Source organism: Streptacidiphilus neutrinimicus (assembly GCF_000787815.1).
Taxonomy (GTDB): domain Bacteria; phylum Actinomycetota; class Actinomycetes; order Streptomycetales; family Streptomycetaceae; genus Streptacidiphilus; species Streptacidiphilus neutrinimicus.
Genome location: NZ_BBPO01000001.1, coordinates 138,664 through 155,278 on the forward strand (window position 1 = coordinate 138,664; position 16,615 = coordinate 155,278).

13 protein-coding genes are annotated in these 16,615 nt (G+C 71.0%); 11 read left to right on the forward strand and 2 right to left on the reverse strand.

Annotated features, from left to right (window positions below):
* Window positions 1-4 precede the first annotated feature (4 nt).
* The 3 genes from TR48_RS00605 to argF all read left to right on the forward strand — a co-directional run bounded on the left by TR48_RS00605 (window position 5) and on the right by argF (window position 4,385).
* Window positions 5-2,659, forward strand: a complete 2,655-nt coding sequence (locus tag TR48_RS00605) for a polynucleotide kinase-phosphatase (protein WP_042363752.1) — start codon at window positions 5-7, stop codon at window positions 2,657-2,659.
* A 100-nt stretch (window positions 2,660-2,759) separates the two neighbouring features.
* A complete protein-coding gene (locus TR48_RS00610; RefSeq protein ID WP_042363753.1) occupies window positions 2,760-3,293 on the forward strand; it encodes a GNAT family N-acetyltransferase in 534 nt (177 codons plus the stop codon).
* A gap of 90 nt (window positions 3,294-3,383) precedes the next feature.
* Window positions 3,384-4,385, forward strand: a complete 1,002-nt coding sequence (gene argF / locus TR48_RS00615; RefSeq protein WP_042363754.1) for an ornithine carbamoyltransferase — start codon at window positions 3,384-3,386, stop codon at window positions 4,383-4,385.
* A gap of 28 nt (window positions 4,386-4,413) precedes the next feature.
* Here the strand turns inward: argF and TR48_RS00620 are convergent, their stop codons facing one another.
* Window positions 4,414-5,367: a helix-turn-helix transcriptional regulator gene (locus tag TR48_RS00620; protein WP_042363755.1), complete on the reverse strand. Its 954-nt coding sequence runs from the start codon at window positions 5,365-5,367 to the stop codon at window positions 4,414-4,416.
* 95 nt (window positions 5,368-5,462) lie between these two features.
* On the opposite strand from TR48_RS00620, the gene TR48_RS00625 reads away from it, so the two are divergent.
* From TR48_RS00625 to TR48_RS00645, 5 genes are all read left to right on the forward strand, one after another.
* Window positions 5,463-6,911: an MFS transporter gene (locus TR48_RS00625; protein WP_042363756.1), complete on the forward strand. Its 1,449-nt coding sequence runs from the start codon at window positions 5,463-5,465 to the stop codon at window positions 6,909-6,911.
* A gap of 133 nt (window positions 6,912-7,044) precedes the next feature.
* Window positions 7,045-9,753, forward strand: a complete 2,709-nt coding sequence (gene acnA / locus TR48_RS00630) for an aconitate hydratase AcnA (protein ID WP_042363757.1) — start codon at window positions 7,045-7,047, stop codon at window positions 9,751-9,753.
* Between the two features lie 136 nt (window positions 9,754-9,889).
* On the forward strand, window positions 9,890-10,642 hold the full coding sequence (locus TR48_RS00635) for a Clp protease N-terminal domain-containing protein (RefSeq protein WP_042363758.1): 753 nt from the start codon (window positions 9,890-9,892) through the stop codon (window positions 10,640-10,642).
* Window positions 10,643-10,820: 178 nt separating this feature from the next.
* Window positions 10,821-11,192, forward strand: a complete 372-nt coding sequence (locus TR48_RS00640; protein WP_042363759.1) for a hypothetical protein — start codon at window positions 10,821-10,823, stop codon at window positions 11,190-11,192.
* A gap of 99 nt (window positions 11,193-11,291) precedes the next feature.
* Window positions 11,292-12,284 carry an LLM class flavin-dependent oxidoreductase gene (locus TR48_RS00645; RefSeq protein WP_174501653.1) on the forward strand — a complete coding sequence of 331 codons (993 nt, stop codon included), beginning with the start codon at window positions 11,292-11,294 and terminating at the stop codon, window positions 12,282-12,284.
* A 3-nt stretch (window positions 12,285-12,287) separates the two neighbouring features.
* Here the strand turns inward: TR48_RS00645 and TR48_RS00650 are convergent, their stop codons facing one another.
* Complete coding sequence (locus TR48_RS00650) at window positions 12,288-12,881, reverse strand: TetR/AcrR family transcriptional regulator (protein ID WP_236651941.1); 594 nt, start codon at window positions 12,879-12,881, stop codon at window positions 12,288-12,290.
* Between the two features lie 334 nt (window positions 12,882-13,215).
* On the opposite strand from TR48_RS00650, the gene TR48_RS00655 reads away from it, so the two are divergent.
* The 3 genes from TR48_RS00655 to TR48_RS00665 all read left to right on the forward strand — a co-directional run bounded on the left by TR48_RS00655 (window position 13,216) and on the right by TR48_RS00665 (window position 16,611).
* Window positions 13,216-14,388 (forward strand): ROK family transcriptional regulator, encoded by a 1,173-nt coding sequence (locus tag TR48_RS00655; RefSeq protein WP_304941214.1) that lies wholly within the window; start codon window positions 13,216-13,218, stop codon window positions 14,386-14,388.
* A gap of 168 nt (window positions 14,389-14,556) precedes the next feature.
* The gene (locus TR48_RS00660; protein WP_042363763.1) at window positions 14,557-15,663 is read left to right on the forward strand and encodes a sugar ABC transporter substrate-binding protein; all 1,107 of its coding nucleotides are present in this window, start codon (window positions 14,557-14,559) and stop codon (window positions 15,661-15,663) included.
* A gap of 159 nt (window positions 15,664-15,822) precedes the next feature.
* A complete protein-coding gene (locus tag TR48_RS00665) occupies window positions 15,823-16,611 on the forward strand; it encodes an ATP-binding cassette domain-containing protein (RefSeq protein WP_174501528.1) in 789 nt (262 codons plus the stop codon).
* Window positions 16,612-16,615: the final 4 nt, after the last annotated feature.

Consider the following 16,615-nt stretch of genomic DNA (forward strand, 5'->3'; position numbering starts at 1 on the left):
CCCGATGACCGACACCACTGCGACCGAATCCGCCGCGACCGGAACCGAGGGGGCGCTCCGGCGCGAACTCGCGGTCCCCGATCTCTCCCTGGTCGTGCTCGTCGGCACCACCGGCTCCGGCAAGTCCAGCTTCGCCGCCCGGCACTTCCTGCCGACGCAGGTCGTCTCCTCCGACGCCTGCCGCGGCCTGGTCGCCGACGACCCCAACGACCAGGCGGCCACCGGCGACGCCTTCGACCTGCTCCACTACATCGCCGGCAAGCGCCTGGCGGCCGGTCGCGTCACCGTCGTCGACGCGACCAACGTGCAGCAGGAGTCGCGCCGCAAGCTCGTCGAGCTGGCCCGCGAGCACGACGTGCTGCCCGTCGCCATCGTGCTGGACCTGCCGCCGCAGCTTTGCGCGGAGCGCAACTCCCGCAAGCCGGACCGCGCGCACTTCCCGCCGCGGGTGCTGCAGCGTCAGCAGAGCGAGCTGCGCCGATCGCTGCGCCACCTGGAGCGTGAGGGCTTCCGCAAGGTTCACGTGCTGCGCACCGAGGCGGAGGTCGACGCCGCCGAGGTGGTCTACGAGAAGCGCTACAACGACCTCCGGCACCTGACCGGGCCCTTCGACGTCATCGGCGACATCCACGGCTGCCGGTCCGAGCTGGTCACCCTGCTCGGCAGGCTCGGCTACGCGGTGACCCGCGACGCCGAGGGCCGCGCGGTCGACGCCGCGCACCCGGACGGCCGCACCGCCGTCTTCGTCGGCGACCTGGTCGACCGCGGCCCGGACACCCCGGGCGTTCTGCGCCTGGTGATGGGCATGGTCGCGGCCGGGCACGCGCTGTGCGTGCCGGGCAACCACGAGAACAAGCTCGGCCGCGCGCTGGCGGGCCGCAAGGTGACGGTCAGCCACGGCCTCAAGGAGTCGCTGGACCAGCTGGCCGCCGAGCCGCCGGAGTTCGTGGCGCAGGTGCGCGCGTTCATCGACGGCCTGGTCAGCCACTACCTGCTGGACGACGGCCGGCTGGTGGTCTGCCACGCCGGTCTGCCGGAGAAGTACCACGGCCGCACCAGCGGCCGGGTGCGCTCGCACGCCCTCTACGGGGACACCACCGGCGAGACCGACGAGTACGGCCTGCCCGTGCGCTACCCGTGGGCGGAGGAGTACCGCGGTCAGGCGCTGGTCGTCTACGGCCACACCCCGACGCCGACCGCGAGCTTCCTCAACAACACCATCTGCCTGGACACCGGCTGCGTCTTCGGCGGCCGGATGACCGCGTTGCGCTACCCGGAGCGGGAGCTCGTCGAGGTCGACGCCGAGCAGGTCTGGTACGAGCCCGTCCGGCCGCTGATCAGCGACGCGCCCGGCGCCCGGGAGGGCCGCCCGCTCGCGCTGACGGACGTCGCGGGCAAGCGCATTGTGGAGACCCGCCACCACGGCCGGGTCGCCGTCCGGGAGGAGAACGCCGCGGCCGCACTGGAGGTGATGAGCCGGTTCGCGATCGACCCGCGCCTGCTCGCCTACCTGCCGCCGACCATGGCCCCGGTGGGCACCTCGCAGCGCGAGGGCTACCTCGAGCACCCGGACGAGGCCTTCGCCGCCTACCGGGCGGACGGCGTGCGCCAGGTCGTGTGCGAGGAGAAGCACATGGGCTCGCGCGCGGTCGTCCTGGTCTGCCGCGACGCGGAAGGCACGGCGGGCGAGAAGCGCTTCGGTGTGCCGACGGGCGGCCAGATCTGGACCCGCACTGGCCGGGCCTTCCTCGACCACCTCACCGTGCCCGGCGTCCCGGACGGGCACGGCGCGGTGACGCGCGCGGTGCTGGACCGGCTGCGTGCCGCGGCGGAGTCCGCCGGGCTCTTCGCGGAGCTGGACAGCGACTGGCTGCTGCTCGACACCGAGCTGCTGCCGTGGTCGCTGAAGGCCGAGAGCCTGCTGCGCCGTCAGTACGCGGCGGTCGGCGCCGCGTCCGGCGCGGCGCTGGGCGCGGCGCGGGCCGCGCTCGCGGCGGCGTCCCGGCGCGGGGTCGACGGCCTGGACGTCGCCGAGCTGTCCGAGCGCCAGGCGGCGCGCGCGGCGGACGCCGCCGCGTTCACCGAGGCGTACCGGCGCTACTGCTGGACGGTCGAGGGGCTGGACTCGGTGCGCCTCGCACCGTTCCAGCTGCTCGCCGCCGAGGGCGCGAACCTGGCCGTGCGCCCGCACGACCAGCACCTCGCCTGGATCGACCGCCTCGTCGACGCGGACGCATCGCCGCTGCTGCGTCCGACCAGGCGACTCGTCGTCGACACCGAGGACCCGGACTCCTGCGCGTCCGGCGCGGCCTGGTGGGAGGAGCTGACCGCGCGCGGCGGCGAGGGCATGGTCGTCAAGCCGGTGGCCGCGCTGGTCCGCTCGGAGGCCGGCGGCGGACGCCTGGTCCAGCCGGGGGTGAAGGTCCGCGGCCGCGAGTACCTGCGGATCATCTACGGTCCCGACTACACGCGCCCGGAGCACCTGACCCGTCTGCGGTCCCGTGCCCTCGGCCACAAGCGGTCGCTCGCGCTGCGCGAGTACGCGCTCGGGATCGAGGCGCTGGACCGCCTGGCGGCGGGCGAGCCGCTGTGGCGCGTGCACGAGGCGGTCTTCGCGGTCCTGGCCCTGGAGTCGGAACCGGTCGACCCCCGTCTGTAGTGGCAGTCCCCGGGGCGTGGGGTCCGCCGCTGCGGGAGGATTTCCCCACGCTCCGGGGGCCTGGCCCATCGGAAAATCGGAAAGCAGCAGGGAACAGCTCATGACCTACCGCATCCACCGCGTCCAGCCCGAGGACTGGCAGCGTGTCCGCGACATCCGCCTGCGGATGACCAAGGACACGCCCATGGCGTACCTGGAGTCCCACCAGACCGTGCTCGACCACGGCGAGGACCTCTGGCGGTTCCGTGCCGCGCGCAGCACCCAGCCCGGGAACACCGGCTATGCCGCCGTCCTGGAGGAGACCGGGGAGTGGGTCGGCGTGATGAACGCCTACGTTCCGGCCGCGGACCCGGGGCAGGCCCCGGAACGGGCATGGCTGGTGGGCGTCTGGGTGGACCCGGCCCACCGGGGCCCGGAGGTCGGCTTGACCGACGCACTGCTGGACACCTGCATCGCCTGGGCCAGGGACGAGGCGGCGGCTCCGGCGCTGTACCTGGAGGTGCACGAGCGCAACGTGCGCGCCATCCGCTTCTACCGGCGTCGCGGCTTCCTGCCGACCGGCCACACCCAGCCGTACGACCTCGACCCGGAGACCATGGAGCTGGAGATGAAGCTTACGCTCGGCACTGCATAACCATCCACTCCTATGCACGTATATGCTGGGCGTCAGTCGTCACCGATCCCCGTGGCGTCCCCGTCCGCCCACGTCTGCCAGGAGCCCGGCATGGCCTTCAATCTGCGCAACCGGCACTTCCTCAAGGAGTCGGACTTCACCGCCCAGGAGTTCCGCTTCCTGGTCGACCTCTCGGCCCGGCTCAAGGCGGCCAAGTACGCGGGGACGGAGCAGCCGCGCCTGCGCGGCAGGAACATCGCCCTGGTCTTCGAGAAGGGCTCCACCCGCACCCGCTGCGCCTTCGAGGTCGCCGCGGCGGACCAGGGCGCGCACACCGTCTACCTGGACCCGTCCGGTTCCCACCTCGGCAGCAAGGAGTCCGTCAAGGACAGCGCCCGGGTGCTGGGCCGGATGTTCGACGCGATCGAGTACCGGGGCCACGGCCAGGCGATCGTCGAGGAGCTTGCGCAGCACGCCGGCGTCCCGGTCTGGAACGGCCTCACCGACGAGTGGCACCCCACGCAGATGCTGGCGGACGTCCTCACCGTCCAGGAGCACAGCGCCAAGCCGCTGGGCGAGGTCTCCCTCGCCTACCTCGGCGACGCGCGCAACAACATGGGCAACTCCCTCCTGGTCACCGGCGCCCTGCTCGGCATGGACATCCGCATCGTCGCGCCGAAGGCGCTCTGGCCGGCCGACGAGGTCCAGTCCGAGGCCCGCCGCCTCGCGGCGGGGAGCGGCGCCCGCATCACCCTCACCGACGACGTGGCGGCCGGCGTCGCGGGCGCGGACTTCCTCTACACCGACGTCTGGGTCTCCATGGGCGAGCCCAAGGAGGTCTGGACGGAGCGCATCGCGCTCCTCGCCCCGTACCAGGTCTCCATGGACACCGCCCGCGCGACCGGCAACCCGGACGTCAAGTTCCTCCACTGCCTCCCGGCCTTCCACGACCTCGGCACCGAGGTCGGCCGCCAGATGCACGCGGCCACGGGCATGACCGAACTCGAGTGCACGGACGAGCTCTTCGAGTCGAAGCACTCGATCGTCTTCGACCAGGCGGAGAACCGCCTCCACACCATCAAGGCCGTCATGGTCGCGACGCTGGGCGACTGAGGCCGGCCGGCGCCGCCATGCATCGAGGTCACCCCGTGGCGTTCTTGGCCCGCTCGCCCAGGGTGCGCAGCTGGTCGACCAGGGCCGGGGGCGACTGGACGGTGAAGGGCAGGTCGAGCATCAGCAGCCGGACCGCCATCCAGTCGAGGCGGTCCGCGTCGACCCGCCAGCGGGCGCGGCCGTCCGGCAAAGGGGAGACCTCGCCCGGGGCCTGGCCCAGTTTGGACCTGAGCAGGTCCGGGTCCGCGTCGAAGTCCACGACCGCCGGGGACGACGGCCACATCCGGCGCAGCTTGTCCTGGACGAAGGCCGCCGCGTCCGCGGCGGGCAGGTCGCGGGCGGTCGACCGGGCACCGGTGGCCGTCGGGGTGACGAGGCGGTCCACGCGGAACAGCCGCCAGTCGTCGCGGTCCAGGTCCCAGGCGACCAGGTACCAGCGGCGGCCGGTCGCCACCAGGCGCTGCGGTTCGACGTGGCGTCGCGTCTCCGCTCCGTCCGCGGCGCGGTAGGAGAAGCGGACGCGTTCGTGGTTGGTGATCGCGCCCGCGACCACCGTCAGCACGGCCGGTTCCACGCGCGGTCCGCCGCCCGTCATCGTGACCACGGCGGAGCCCAGCGCGCCGACGCGGTAGCGCAGGCGTGAGGGCAGGACCTGCTCCAGCTTGGTCAGCGCGCGCAGGGACGCGTCCTCGATGCCGTCGACCGCGCTGCCCGCGGCCGCGCGCAGGCCGACGGCGATGGCGACGGCCTCCTCGTCGTCGAGCAGCAGCGGCGGCAGCGCGCGGCCTGCGACGAGGCGGTAGCCGCCGATGGAGCCCATGGTGGCCTCGACCGGGTAGCCGAGGTCCCGCAGGCGGTCGACGTCGCGGCGGATGGTGCGGGTGCTGACCTCGAGCCGGTCGGCGAGCTCCGTGCCCGACCACTCCCGCGGGGTCTGCAGCAAGGAGAGCAGATTCAACAGTCGTGCCGAGGTGTCCATCATGTTTTCCAGAGTCCGCGACCACTAGGACAAGACCTGTCCTATATGCCGCATAGCGTGGCTCCTGTCAACGAGAGAGCGGCAGGGGAGAAGGACAGATGAGCACCACGGATCGCAGGCGGTGGATCGCCCTCGCCGTCGTGATGACGGCCAGTTTCATGGACCTGGTGGACGCGACGATCGTCAATATCGCCATCCCGAGCATCCAACGCGACACGGGCGCGGGCTTCAGCGCGATCCAGTGGATCACCGCCGGTTACGCGCTCGCCTTCGCGGTCGGTCTGATCACCGGCGGTCGCCTCGGGGACATCTACGGCCGCAAGCGCGTCTTCCTCATCGGCACCGCAGGATTCACCGCCGCCTCGCTCCTGTGCGGACTGGCGGCCAACCCGGAGATGCTGGTCGCCACCCGCATGCTGCAGGGCGCGACCGCCGCGCTGATGGTGCCGCAGGTGCTCTCGATCATCCACGCGACCTTCAGCGGCGAGGAGCGCGGCAAGGTCTTCGGGATGTTCGGCGCGATCATCGGTCTCGCCGCCGTCACCGGCCCGCTGCTCGGCGCGGTGCTGACGACGTGGAACCTGTTCGGTCTCGAGTGGCGGCCGATCTTCCTGATCAACCTGCCCTTCGGCATCGCGGGCCTGCTCCTCGGCCGCCGCTTCATCGACGAGTCGAAGGCGCCGCACGCGCTGCGGCTGGACCTGATCGGGGTCGCGCTGGCCACCGCCGGTCTGCTGATGGTGATGTACCCGCTGGTCCAGGGCCGGGAGAACGGCTGGCCGGTGTGGGGCTGGGCGCTGATGGCGGCCGGTCTCGCGACGCTCGGCGGCTTCGTCCGGTACGAGCGCTTCAAGGGTGCGAAGGACGGCTCCCCGCTGGTCGAGCTGGGCCTGTTCAAGGCGCGCAGCTTCGCCGCCGGCATCGGCGTCCAGCTGATCTTCGGTGCGGGCTGCGGCATCTTCTTCCTGGTCTGGACGCTCTACATGCAGATCGGCCTCGGCTGGACCCCGCTGCACGCCGGCCTGACGGGCCTTCCGTTCACCGTCGCCTGCTCCGCCGCCGCCGGGATGTCGGTCCAGCTGCTGGTGCCCCGCCTCGGCAGCCGCCGGGTGCTCCAGCTCGGCGCGCTGACGACCGCCGCGGGCGCGCTGATCTACATCGGCGAGGCCTACCGCTACGGCCAGGGCGTCCACTCCTGGCAGATGGCGCTGCCGCTGCTGGTCATGGGCGCCGGGATGGGCATGATCTTCTCCCCGTTGACGGACGCGGTTCTGTCCGAGGTCCCGAGGCAGCACGCCGGCTCGGCGTCCGGGCTGATCAACACCACCAACCAGCTCGGCAACGCTTTCGGCCTGGCGCTGGTCTCGCTCGCCTTCACCGGCTCGACGGTGGTCCGCTCGTTCGGCCACGCCATGTTCTGGATGGTCGGTGCGCTGGCCGTGGTCACGGTCCTGATGGCCGCTCTGCCCAAGCGCGGCGCGCACGCCCCCGAGGGCGTCGCCGACGCTGCGGCGGACGCCGCCGACCAGCCGGTTCTCGTCGGCTGACCCCGCCACCCGGTTTCGCGCGATTCACCGACGTGTACTAGGGTGGTATCTCGACATCAAGATATCTGCCGCTACACTCGACTTGGATCGCGTGAGCAGCGCGCCCGGAAGACCCAGAACACAGGGAGAAGTCGTGTCCGCGAACAGCTTCGACGCCCGCAGCACGCTGCAGGTGGGCGACGAGTCGTACGAGATCTTCAAGCTCGACAAGGTCGAGGGCGCCGCCTGCCTTCCCTACAGCCTGAAGATCCTGCTGGAGAACCTGCTCCGCACGGAGGACGGCGCGAACATCACCGCCGACCACATCCGGGCGCTCGGCGGCTGGGACCCGAACGCGGAGCCCTCCGAGGAGATCCAGTTCACCCCCGCCCGCGTGATCATGCAGGACTTCACCGGCGTGCCCTGTGTCGTCGACCTCGCCACCATGCGTGAGGCCGTCAAGGAGCTCGGCGGCGACCCGTCCCGGATCAACCCGCTGGCCCCGGCCGAGATGGTCATCGACCACTCGGTCATCGCCGACAAGTTCGGCACCAAGGACGCGTTCACCCAGAACGTCGAGATCGAGTACGGCCGCAACAAGGAGCGCTACCAGTTCCTGCGCTGGGGCCAGACCGCGTTCGACGAGTTCAAGGTCGTCCCGCCGGGCACCGGCATCGTGCACCAGGTCAACATCGAGTACCTGGCCCGCACGGTCATGGTCCGCAACGGCCAGGCCTACCCCGACACCTGCGTCGGCACCGACTCGCACACCACCATGGTCAACGGCCTGGGCGTGCTGGGCTGGGGCGTCGGCGGCATCGAGGCCGAGGCCGCGATGCTCGGCCAGCCGGTCTCCATGCTGATCCCGCGCGTGGTCGGCTTCAAGCTCACCGGCGCGCTGCCGGACGGCGCCACCGCCACCGACCTGGTGCTCACCATCACCGAGATGCTGCGCAAGCACGGCGTCGTCGGCAAGTTCGTGGAGTTCTACGGTGACGGCGTCGGCTCCGTGCCGCTGGCCAACCGCGCCACGCTCGGCAACATGTCGCCGGAGTTCGGCTCGACCTGCGCGATCTTCCCGATCGACGGCGAGACCATCAACTACCTGCGCCTGACCGGCCGCAGCGAGCAGCAGCTGGCGCTCGTCGAGGCCTACGCCAAGGAGCAGGGCCTGTGGCACAACCCGGCGCAGGAGCCGGTCTACTCCGAGTACCTGGAGCTGGACCTGGCCACCGTCGTGCCGTCGATCGCCGGCCCGAAGCGCCCGCAGGACCGCGTGATCCTGGCCGAGGCCGCCTCCAAGTTCCGCACCGCCGTGCGTGACTACATCTCCACCTCGGACGAGGCGGGAGAGGAGTCCTTCCCGGCCTCCGACGCACCGGCCGCCGCCAACGGCATCCACAACCCGTCCCCGGTCACCGCCCCCGACGGCTCGACCTACGAGATCGACAACGGCGCGGTCGTGATCGCCTCGATCACCTCCTGTACCAACACCTCCAACCCCTCGGTCATGCTGGGCGCCGCTCTGCTGGCCAAGAAGGCCGTGGAGAAGGGCCTGACCGTCAAGCCGTGGGTCAAGACCACGCTGGCGCCGGGCTCCAAGGTCGTCATGGACTACTACGAGAAGGCCGGCCTCCTCCCCTACATGGAGAAGCTGGGCTTCAACCTGGTCGGCTACGGCTGCGTCACCTGCATCGGCAACTCGGGCCCGCTGCCCGAGGAGGTCTCCAAGGCCGTCAACGACCACGACCTGGCCGTCGTCTCGGTGCTCTCCGGCAACCGCAACTTCGAGGGCCGGATCAACCCCGACGTCAAGATGAACTACCTGGCCTCGCCGCCGCTGGTGGTCGCCTACGCCATCGCGGGCAACATGAACGTCGACATCACCCGTGACGCGCTGGGCGCCGACGCCGAGGGCAACCCGGTCTACCTGCACGACATCTGGCCGACCGAGCAGGAGGTCGCCGACGTCATCGCGACCTCGATCGACCAGGACATGTTCACCAAGGACTACGCGGACGTCTTCGCGGGCGACCACCGCTGGCAGTCTCTTCAGGTGCCGACCGGCAACACCTTCGAGTGGGACGCCGAGTCCACCTACGTCCGCAAGCCCCCGTACTTCGAGGGCATGGCGCACGAGCCGGCTCCGGTCACCGACATCTCCGGCGCCCGCGTCCTGGCCAAGCTGGGCGACTCGGTCACCACCGACCACATCTCCCCGGCCGGCAACATCAAGGACGGCACCCCGGCGGCCGAGTACCTCAAGGCCAACGGCGTCGAGAAGCGTGACTTCAACTCCTACGGCTCGCGCCGTGGCAACCACGAGGTCATGATCCGCGGCACCTTCGCCAACATCCGCCTGCGCAACCAGATCGCGCCGGGCACCGAGGGCGGCTACACCCGCGACTTCACCCAGGCCGACGGCCCGGTGTCGTTCATCTACGACGCCTCGCAGAACTACCAGGCCGCCGGCACCCCGCTGGTCGTCCTGGCCGGCAAGGAGTACGGCTCCGGCTCGTCCCGCGACTGGGCGGCCAAGGGCACCGCGCTGCTCGGCGTCAAGGCCGTCATCGCCGAGTCCTACGAGCGCATCCACCGCTCGAACCTGATCGGCATGGGCGTCCTGCCGCTGCAGTTCCCGGAGGGCCACACGGCCGACTCCCTCGGCCTCACCGGCGAGGAGACCTTCTCCTTCGCGGGCGTGACCGAGCTGAACGAGGGCCACACCCCGAAGACGGTCAAGGTCACCACGGACTCCGGCGTCTCCTTCGACGCCAAGGTCCGGATCGACACCCCCGGCGAGGCGGACTACTACCGCAACGGCGGCATCCTGCAGTACGTGCTGCGCTCGCTGATCAAGTAATCCGCGACCGGTCGGCGACGGCCCCGCTCCCCTCCCGGGAGCGGGGCCGTTCCCGTTTCCCGGCGAAGCCGTTGACGGGATGTACCCCCATGCATAACCCTAAGAGGGGTTAGAGAGGCTCCATGGAGGAGGCGGCATGCCGAAGATCAACGTCTATCTGCCCGACGACCTCGCCGCCGCGGTGAAGGCCGCCGAGATCCCCGTCTCGGCCGTCTGCCAGAAGGCCCTGGCCGACGCCGTCCAGGCGGTGACGCTCGCCCGCAAGGGCGTGGCCCTGCTGCGCGACCCGGACTTCGACCCGGACGCCCGTCCGGAGCTGGCGGCCCGCCTCGCCGGCCGGATGACGGACCGGCTCAAGGCCTCGGTCGAGCTCGCCCACCAGGCCGCGGGGGAGGATCCCGTCGGCACGAGGCACCTGCTCGTCGGTCTGATCGACGAGGGCGGCAACCTCGGGGTCCGGCTGCTGCCGGCGCTCGGCGAGGAGCCCGACGCGCTGCGGGAGGCCGCGCTGGCGAGCACGGCGGACGAGCCGCTGCCGAACGCGACGGGGGCGGTGCGGGAGGCGGGCGGCTTCTGGACCGGGCTGACCATGCCCGCCCGCAGCGCGATCGGCGCCGCGTTGGAGGCGGCGCTCGAACTCGGTCACAACTACATCGGCTGCGAGCACCTGCTGATCGGCCTGCTCGCCGAGGAGGAGAGCGGCGCGGGGCGGATCCTCGTCGCCGCGGGCCTGGACGCCGCCGCGGTCCGCCGGGCGATCGCCACCGCGATGGCCGGCTTCGCCCAGGCTCGCCAGAACGCGACCCCGCCCGGCACCGAGTCGCTGCTGCGGCAGCTCGCCCAGCGCCTCGACGGCATCGAACGCCGCCTCGGCGCGGCGGGTTTCTGAGCCGTACCGGCGCGGCTCAGGTGTGCCTGAGCCGCGCCGACGCGGAGGGCTGGTCGAGGAGCGCCTGCAGCTTCTTCGGGGCGAGGGTCCGGTAGCTCTCGGTTGCCTCAGCGTCGGGTGCCGGGGCGCGGCATGATCGGCTGGTCGAAAATCGAAAATCTGTTCCTATACTGGTGGAGTGAACACCTCGCCCGTCCCTCCCGGCTGGCCGGAGCGCGTGCAGCCCCCTGGCAGCCCCGGCTGGGAGGAGTCTGCGCGCAGGTGGCTCTACGACCAGGTCCCGGGCGAGTGGCGGCGGTACCACGTGCTGTACAAGCACCCGCTGATGCTCGCGAGGGATGTCCGCTACCTCACCGACGGCTCCCTGCAGGTCGCCCGCGCCGCGTACTCCCGCGCCCGCGTGGAGCTCGCCGAGAACTTCGAGCCCCACGCGATCGAGGAGCGCCTGCGCGCCTACGCGGAGGAGGGCGCCCGGCTCAACGTCCTGGCCCGCCAGGTGCAGCTGGTCGAGGATGCCCTCTCGGGCGTGCGCTGGGTGCCCAAGCTCTGACGGCGGGCGTGCGCGGGCGCTTGTTCTCTCGTGCGGGCGGTGGTACCCATGCCGATAGCTGACGTGTCGTCAGTTCTCGGCGCCGGAAGGGACGAACCCGTGACGGTCACCACGCTGCGCTTCAACCAGGTCGCGCCCGGCCTGGACCGCAAGGATGTCGCCGCCCGCTACCGCGCCACCGTCGAGATGGCCGTTCACGCCGAGGCGCACGGCTTCGACCTGATCACGCTGGAGGAGCACCACGGGGTCGCCGACGGCTGGAGTCCCGCGCCGATCGCGACGGCCGCGGCGATCGCTGGGGCCACCAGCCGCATCCCGATGATGCTGTGCGCGCTGATCACTCCGCTGTACGACCCGCTGCGGCTGGCCGAGGAGCTGACGGTGCTGGACCACCTCAGCGACGGTCGGGTCACCACCGTCGCGGGGCTCGGCTACCGGCCGGCCGAGTACGAGCTCATGGGCGTCGAGTGGAAGGAGCGCGGCCGGATCCAGGACGAGGTGCTGACCGCGCTGGTCGCGGCCTGGTCGGGGGAGGAGTTCGTGTACCGCGGCCGCACGGTCCGGCTCACTCCGCCGCCGTTGACCGCGCCCCAGCCGCCGCTGATCGTCGGCGGCTCGTCCCGGGCCGCCGCGCGGCGCGCGGTCCGGCTGCGGCTGCCCCTGTTCACCGCCGCCCACCTGCCCGAACTGGTCGAGTACTACGCGTCGCTGGCAGCGGCGGCGGACTGGCACGAGGGCTTCGTCCTGCTGCCTCCGGAGCGCACCCGGATGGTCCACTGCACCGAGGACCCCGACCGCGCCTGGGCGCGGTACGGCGAGCACTTCCTGCACGAGGCCCGCACCTACGCCTCGTGGCAGACGCCCGACATCCGCTCGGCGGTCGCGACGAAGGCGCTGACGGTCGATCAGCTCCGGGCGGAGGGCGTCTACTGCTGCCTGACCCCGCAGGAGTGCGTGGCGGTCGCCGGGGAGGAGGGGCCGATGGGCACGCTGCTGCTGCACCCGATGTGCGGAGGGATGCCCGTCGAGGCGGGCTGGGAGAGCCTGCGTTTGTTCACGGACCAGGTGATGCCGCGACTCAGGAGCGCGTAGCGGTCAGTCCGGGGCGGTGAGATAGCCGCGCAGGAGCTTCTTGCACTCGGCGATGAGCACGGGATCGCCCTCGGTGTCCTGGCGGAAGGCGAGGCGCAGGACCGCGTCCGCGCATTCCAGCGCGACCTGCAGGGAGATGCGCGCCGCCGCGCGGTCCTCGCCGCCGATGAGGTCGCCGAGCAGGGCCCAGAGCCGGTCCGCGACCGCGGCGTTGTTCTCCAGGACCGAGTCCAGCAGGTGCACGCTCTGCGCGTCCTCGCGCCCGACCGCGCCGAAGTCGACGACGCCGAAGCCGGGGACGGCGCGGTGCATGGCGACATACTCCTCGACCGCCAGGTCGACCATGGTGGCGATGTCGGACGGCCGCTCGGCCTCCATCCGCCGGGTCAGCCGGTCCATGAAGTGCTCGAGGTTGCGCTCCGCGAGCGCGCCCAGCAGTCCGTCGACACCCGGGAAGAACTGGTAGAGGGTGCCGATCGGGACCTCCGCGCGACGGGCGACCTCCTTGGTGGTCAGCGCGGTGTATCCGACCTCGTCGAGCAGGCGCGCGGTGGCGTCGAGGATGCGGTCGAAGCGCTCCTGACTGCGCCGCTGCACGGGCCGGCGACGGACGCTGCCTTCGGATGGCGCGGGAACGTGCATGGCCTCACTCTGCCTGATCGGATACGGCCTTGGCGAGTCACTAACGTGAGTTCTCCTCGCGTTGCTGGGGGTCTGCCCGAAGGCAGCCCTTGCCTTCGCCCCTCCCCGCGCCGCGCGGGGCAGTACCGGCGCGCTACGGCAACGTTTAGGGCACCTCTTTCCGTTCAGCCTTGACACGACTTCATCCCATTGGCTCTGCTTGAAGTTCAGAAGTTGTATTCAAGGCCGAAAGCAGGCCGCGAAGAGGTCTCCGCCGCAAGGGCGCGGGGAGGATGGATCGATCATGTCCGTGGAAACGCCGGGTTCACAGTCGTCGCTGCACCGGGCCAACCTGGAGCGTGTGCTCCGGGCCGTCCGGATGGCCGGATCGCTGACCCAGGCCGAGATCGCGCGGAGCACGGGGCTCTCCGCGGCGACGGTCTCCAACATCGTCCGCGAGCTCAGCGAGGTCGGGACGGTGGTGGTCACGCCCACCTCCTCCGGCGGGCGCCGGGCCCGCAGCGTCTCGCTCAGCGCGGACGCGGGCATCGTCGTCGGCGTCGACTTCGGCCACTCCCACCTGCGGGTGGCCATCGGCAACCTGGCGCACCGGGTGCTGGCCGAGGAGAGCGAGCCGATCGACACCGACGCCTCCGCCGACCAGGGCTTCGGCCGGGCCGAGCAACTGGTGGCCCGACTGCTGGAGCAGACCGGCTTCCCCGTCGAGAAGGTCATCGGCGTCGGGCTCGGCGTCCCCGGCCCGATCGACGTGGAGACCGGCGCGCTCGGCTCGACCGCGATCCTGCCGGGCTGGACCGGCATCAATCCGGCCCAGGAGCTCTCCCGCCGCCTCGGCATGGCGGTCCTCGTCGACAACGACGCGAACCTCGGCGCGCTGGGCGAGCTGGTGTGGGGCGCCGGCCGCGGGCTCTCCGACCTCGCCTACATCAAGGTGTCCAGTGGCGTCGGCGCCGGCCTGGTCATCGCCGGGCAGATCTACCGGGGCCCCGGCGGCACGGCCGGCGAGATCGGGCACATCACGCTGGACGAGGCGGGCCCGGTCTGCCGCTGCGGCAACCGCGGCTGCCTGGAGACCTTCGTCAGCGCCCGGCACATCCTGGCCCTGCTGCAGCAGAGCCACGGCGCGGACCTGAGCATGCCGAAGGTGGTGCAGCTCGCGCAGCGCGGCGACCTCGGCTGCCGTCGCGTGATCGCGGACGCCGGCCGCCAGATCGGCACGGGTGTCGCCAACCTCTGCAACCTGCTGAACCCGCGCCGGGTCATCCTCGGCGGCGATCTGGCCGAGGCGGGGGACCTGGTGCTGGACCCGATAAGGGAGTCGGTGGCCCGCTACGCCATCCCGAGCGCCGCGCGACAACTGTCGGTCGTGCCCGGAACGCTGGGCGGAAGGGCCGAGGTTCTTGGAGCCTTGGCGTTGGTGATGTCCGAAATGAGCGATTCCAGCGCATTGTCCACGGGGTGATGTCCGCATTCCGGGGGCTTGGTTGCCGCCATGCCTTCAGGAAGATAACGAATGGATTCGGATCGCCTGTTCATCGACTTTAATTATTGACGTCAGCCCGGAGTGCGGGGTTGACTCCTCACACCTCGGTCGCAGTGTGGCGACCGCGTCAGGGAGGCACCCCAAACGATGAACAGCACTCTGCGCCGCACGGTCGTGGTAACCACCGCCGTTTCCATCGCGCTCGGCCTGGCCGCTTGTGGCAAGGCGGGCAGCAGCACCGCCAGCTCTTCTTCTTCCTCCAGCTCGGCCGCGGGCGGCTCGCAGACCATCGGTCTGCTGCTCCCCGAGAACACCACCACCCGGTACGAGCAGTTCGACAAGCCGCTGTTCGAGGCCAAGGTCAAGGCCCTGGCCCCGAACGTCACCGTCCAGTACGCCAACGCCGGTGGCAGCGCCCAGACCCAGGCGCAGCAGGTCCAGACGATGATCAACCAGGGCGTCAAGGTCCTCGTGATCGACGCCCAGGACTCGGCCCAGATCAAGGCCTCCGTCCAGGCCGCCCACGACAAGGGCATCAAGGTCGTCGCCTACGACCGCCTGGCCCAGGGCCCGGTCGACGCCTACGTCTCGTTCGACAACGAGAAGGTCGGCGAGCTGCAGGGCCAGGGCCTGCTGACGGCCATGGGCTCGGCAGCCACCGCGTCCGCCAAGGTCGTGGAGATCGACGGCGACTCGGCCGACCCGAACGCCGCCGACTTCAAGAAGGGCTTCCAGACCGCGGTCCAGGGCAAGGTGAACATCGCCTACGACGCCTCTGGTCTGTGGAAGCCCGACGTCGCCGCGCAGAAGGCCACCGCCGCCTTCAACCAGCTCGGTGCGAAGAACGTCGCGGGCGTCTACTCCGCCAACGACGGCATGGCCGCCGGTATCGTCACCTCGATGAAGAACGCCGGCGTCAACGCGCCGATCGGTGGCCAGGACGCCCAGCTCGACGCGGTCCAGCGCATCGTGGCCGGCACCCAGGCGTACACGGTCTACAAGGCGTACAAGCCGGAGGCCGAGGCGGCCGCCACGCTCGCCGTCGACCTGCTGAACGGCCAGTCCATCAGCTCGGTCGCCACCGCCACCAAGACCAGCCTCTCCGGCAACACGGTCCCGTCCGACCTGCTCACCCCGGTCCTGCTGACCAAGGCGAACATCAAGGACACCGTCGTCGCCGACGGCCTCTACACCGTCTCGCAGATCTGCACCTCGGACTTCGCCACCGCGTGCAAGGCCGCGGGCCTGCAGTAGTCCGGACGTAGTCCCGACGGTAGGTCAGATATCCGCCCGCACACGGGATTCCCGTGTGCGGGCGGACGCGGGACATTCCATTCAAGGCTTTACGCACGACCTCGCAGGCGCCAGGGCTGGCGCGGCATCCCGTCCGAGGCACCGGACGGGGAGAAGGAGTTGGTTCACGTGACAAGCGCGCCCGTACTGGCGTTGCGCGGAGTCTCCAAGCGGTTCGGCGCCGTCCAGGCGCTGACCGACGTCGAGCTGGAGGTCCACGCCGGAGAGGTGGTGGCCCTGGTCGGTGACAACGGCGCCGGTAAGTCCACCCTGGTCAAGACCATCGCTGGGGTCCACCCCATCGATGACGGCCAGATCGAGTGGGAGGGACGCCCGGTCCACATCAACCGGCCGCAGGACGCCCAGCACCTCGGCGTCGCGACCGTCTATCAGGACCTCGCCCTCTGCGACAACCTGGACGTCGTCAACAACCTGTTCCTCGGGCGCGAGTTGAAGCGCCGCGGCACCCTCGACGAGGTCGCCATGGAGCAGAAGGCGCGGGAGCTGCTGGACACCCTGTCCATCCGCATCCCCTCCGTCCGCATCCCGATCGCGTCCCTGTCGGGTGGACAGCGACAGGTCGTCGCGATCGCCCGCTCGCTGATCGGCGAGCCGAAGATCGTCATCCTGGACGAGCCGACCGCCGCCCTCGGCGTCGAGCAGACCGCGCAGGTCCTGGACCTGGTCGAGCGGCTGCGCGAGCGCGGCCTCGGCGTCATCCTGATCAGCCACAACATGGCCGACGTCCGCGCCGTCGCGGACACCGTCGCGGTCCTGCGCCTCGGGAAGAACAACGGCACCTTCCCGGTGCAGCAGACCACGCAGGAGACCATCATCGCCGCCATCACCGGCGCCACCGAGAACGCGGTGACCCGGCGCGCGGCGCGCACGGCGGAGGCCGCGAAGTGAGCAA

Excerpts from the sequence above, each read along its gene's own strand:
- TR48_RS00605 (WP_042363752.1), top strand. The coding sequence starts at position 5 with ATGACCGACACCACTGCGACCGAATCCGCCGCGACCGGAACCGAGGGG.
- TR48_RS00610 (WP_042363753.1), top strand. The coding sequence starts at position 2,760 with ATGACCTACCGCATCCACCGCGTCCAGCCCGAGGACTGGCAGCGTGTC.
- argF (WP_042363754.1), top strand. The coding sequence starts at position 3,384 with ATGGCCTTCAATCTGCGCAACCGGCACTTCCTCAAGGAGTCGGACTTC.
- TR48_RS00620 (WP_042363755.1), bottom strand. The coding sequence starts at position 5,367 with ATGATGGACACCTCGGCACGACTGTTGAATCTGCTCTCCTTGCTGCAG.
- TR48_RS00625 (WP_042363756.1), top strand. The coding sequence starts at position 5,463 with ATGAGCACCACGGATCGCAGGCGGTGGATCGCCCTCGCCGTCGTGATG.
- TR48_RS00635 (WP_042363758.1), top strand. The coding sequence starts at position 9,890 with ATGCCGAAGATCAACGTCTATCTGCCCGACGACCTCGCCGCCGCGGTG.
- TR48_RS00660 (WP_042363763.1), top strand. The coding sequence starts at position 14,557 with ATGAACAGCACTCTGCGCCGCACGGTCGTGGTAACCACCGCCGTTTCC.